Genomic DNA, 2197 nt, shown 5'->3' on the forward strand with positions numbered 1-2197 from the left:
GCCCTGTCCCTCGGCCCGGATCACCGGGACCCGGCCGTCCGACGTCGGGCCCTGCGCACCGGCCGGCGCGTGCCGGCGCCGCGCACGCCGGAGGCGGAGGCCGCCGTCGCGCAGGCCCTGCCGGTGCTGCGCGCCGCCGCCGACGACGCCGAGGCCGCCCTGGCCGCGTTCCGGCGCTGACCGGGGCGCGGCCCCCTCACCACGCCCCGCCGCCCGCGAATCGACTGCGGTTGTGACCCTTCTGAGGCCCGGAACGGCCGCCAGAAGGGTCAGAAGTGCAGTGGATTCGGAACGCGGGTGAGGCGGGGCGGGGTCAGGCCGGGAAGTGGCGGAGGTACTCCTCGAGGGAGTCGTCCGGGCGGTCCATCCACGGCACCGGGTGCGGCGCGGCCAGCGTGCCGGTCACCGTCGAGCGGTGCCGCCGGTCGCGGAACGTCCGCACGTCCTCGATCCGGGCGTCGCGCATCTGGAGGAACGTGCGGGCCACGGCGTCGACATCGACCTCCGGGCAGTCCGTGTGCGAGGACAGGTCCTGGATGTACGCCCCCTGGTACGCCAGCGCGGCCGGCGGCCCGTCGATCCGGGTCATCCGCTCGAACCAGACGTCCATGTCCGCTTGGCGATCGTCCGCGTCCGGCACCTCGACCCGGCCCAGCAGGACGTCCCGGGCGAAGTACGCCTGGGCGTCCAGGAGCGTGAGGGTGAAAAGCTGCTGGGAGGCGCCCACGTAGAGCACGTCCGGGTCCTCATGCCAGACGACGCCCTTCCACAGCCCGAGCGGGGCCAGCAGGTTCGGGCCGGCCAGCGCCAGCTCGCGCGGCAGGAACGGGTAGTGGTGGCGGTAGCCGGTGCACAGCAGCACGGCGTCGTACTCGGCGGTGGAGCCGTCCGCGAAGGTGACCGCGGCGCCGTCGAAGCGCTGCACCTCGGGGGCCTCGTCCATGCCCTCGGGCCAGGCGATGTCCTGGGGGCGGGCGCGGTAGGCGGTGGTCACGTGCACGGCTCCGGCGCGGTGCAGCTGCAGGGCGAGGTCCTGCCCGGAGTAGGAGGAGCCCACCACCAGCACGCGGCGGCCCACGAACGGCTCCGGGGTGCGGTAGTCGTGGGCGTGCTGGACCTGCCCGGGGAACGTCTCCACCCCGGGCCAGGAGGGCAGGTGCGGGGTGTGGAAGTGCCCCGTGGCCACCACCACGCGGTCGAAGCGCTCGGTCACCGCCTCCCGGGTGAGCAGGTCCTCCGAGGTCACCGCGAACCCGCCGTCCGGCTGCGGCTCGACCCAGCGGACCGCCGTCGAGAAGCGGATCAGCCGGCGGATCCGCTCGGCCACCTCGGCCACCCGGCCGAGGATGTAGTCCCGCATGGCCTCCCGCGGCAGGTAGGAGGAGACGGCGCGGCCGAAGTGCCGGTCGAAGGGGTAGTCCGGGTACTCCATGCACTCCTTGGGCCCGTTGATCCACAGGTCCCGGTACATGGAGGAGTGCACCGGCTCGCCGTACGCGTCCGCGCCGGTGCGCCAGTCCAGGTTCCACTGCCCGCCCCAGTCGTCCTGCCGCTCGAACGCCACAACCTCCGGGACCTGCGCGCCCGCGTCCTCGGCCAGGGCGAGGGCCCGCAGCAGGGCCATGCCGGACGGGCCGGCTCCGATCAGGGCGACGCGCTCACGCATGGGGGCTCCTTCGGAGAGGGGATGGGGCGGCTCGGCCAGACCGTAGCACCCCCGCGGATCGACTGCGGTTCTGACCCTTCTGGAGCCCGGAAGGGCCGTCAGAAGGGTCAGAAGTGCAGTGGATTCGGGAAGGGGAAGGGAAGGGAGGAGGGGCGAGGCCGGTCACGCCGTCCGGACAGCCCGCACCCCCGGGCAGAGGCGGCGGATCTCCGCCTCGAGCCGCAGCTGCAGCGTGAACCCGCGGGCCGGGCACGCGTGGCAGGTGCCGCCGAGCTCGAGGGCCACCTCGCCGTCGCCCACGGACGCGATCCGCGCCGTGCCGCCGTAGGAGCGCAGGTAGTCCCCGGCCGGTCCGGCCAGCACCTGCTCGACGGCGGCGCGGAGCACGGCGTCGGGCTCCGCGGAGCCGACGGGTGCGTCCACCCCCGCCTCCGCCGCCGCCCGCACGGCCCCGGCCGGCGTCTCCGGCGCGCAGCGAGCACGGCCCGCGGCGAGCTGGGCGAGCGCGTCGCCGAGCGCGGCGCGCACGCG

Annotated in this window: 3 protein-coding genes; 1 reads left to right on the forward strand and 2 read right to left on the reverse strand. The window is 75.2% G+C overall.

What is annotated here, in order from left to right:
* A partial coding sequence (locus Q4D18_RS11590; RefSeq protein WP_303128572.1) for a hypothetical protein occupies positions 1 to 180 on the forward strand: 180 nt, incomplete at its 5' end.
* 133 nt (positions 181 to 313) lie between these two features.
* On the opposite strand, the gene Q4D18_RS11595 is transcribed toward Q4D18_RS11590, so the two are convergent.
* Positions 314 to 1666, reverse strand: coding sequence for an NAD(P)-binding domain-containing protein (locus tag Q4D18_RS11595; protein WP_303128574.1), 1353 nt, complete (start codon positions 1664 to 1666; stop codon positions 314 to 316).
* Positions 1667 to 1828: 162 nt separating this feature from the next.
* Positions 1829 to 2197 (reverse strand): NifU family protein (locus tag Q4D18_RS11600; RefSeq protein WP_303128577.1); only part of this gene is annotated, 369 nt, incomplete at its 5' end.

Origin of the sequence: Micrococcus sp., assembly GCF_030523875.1 — a bacterium.
GTDB lineage: Bacteria > Actinomycetota > Actinomycetes > Actinomycetales > Micrococcaceae > Micrococcus.

Coding starts and splice junctions, on each gene's coding strand:
- Q4D18_RS11595 (WP_303128574.1), bottom strand. CDS start 1,666: ATGCGTGAGCGCGTCGCCCTGATCGGAGCCGGCCCGTCCGGCATGGCC.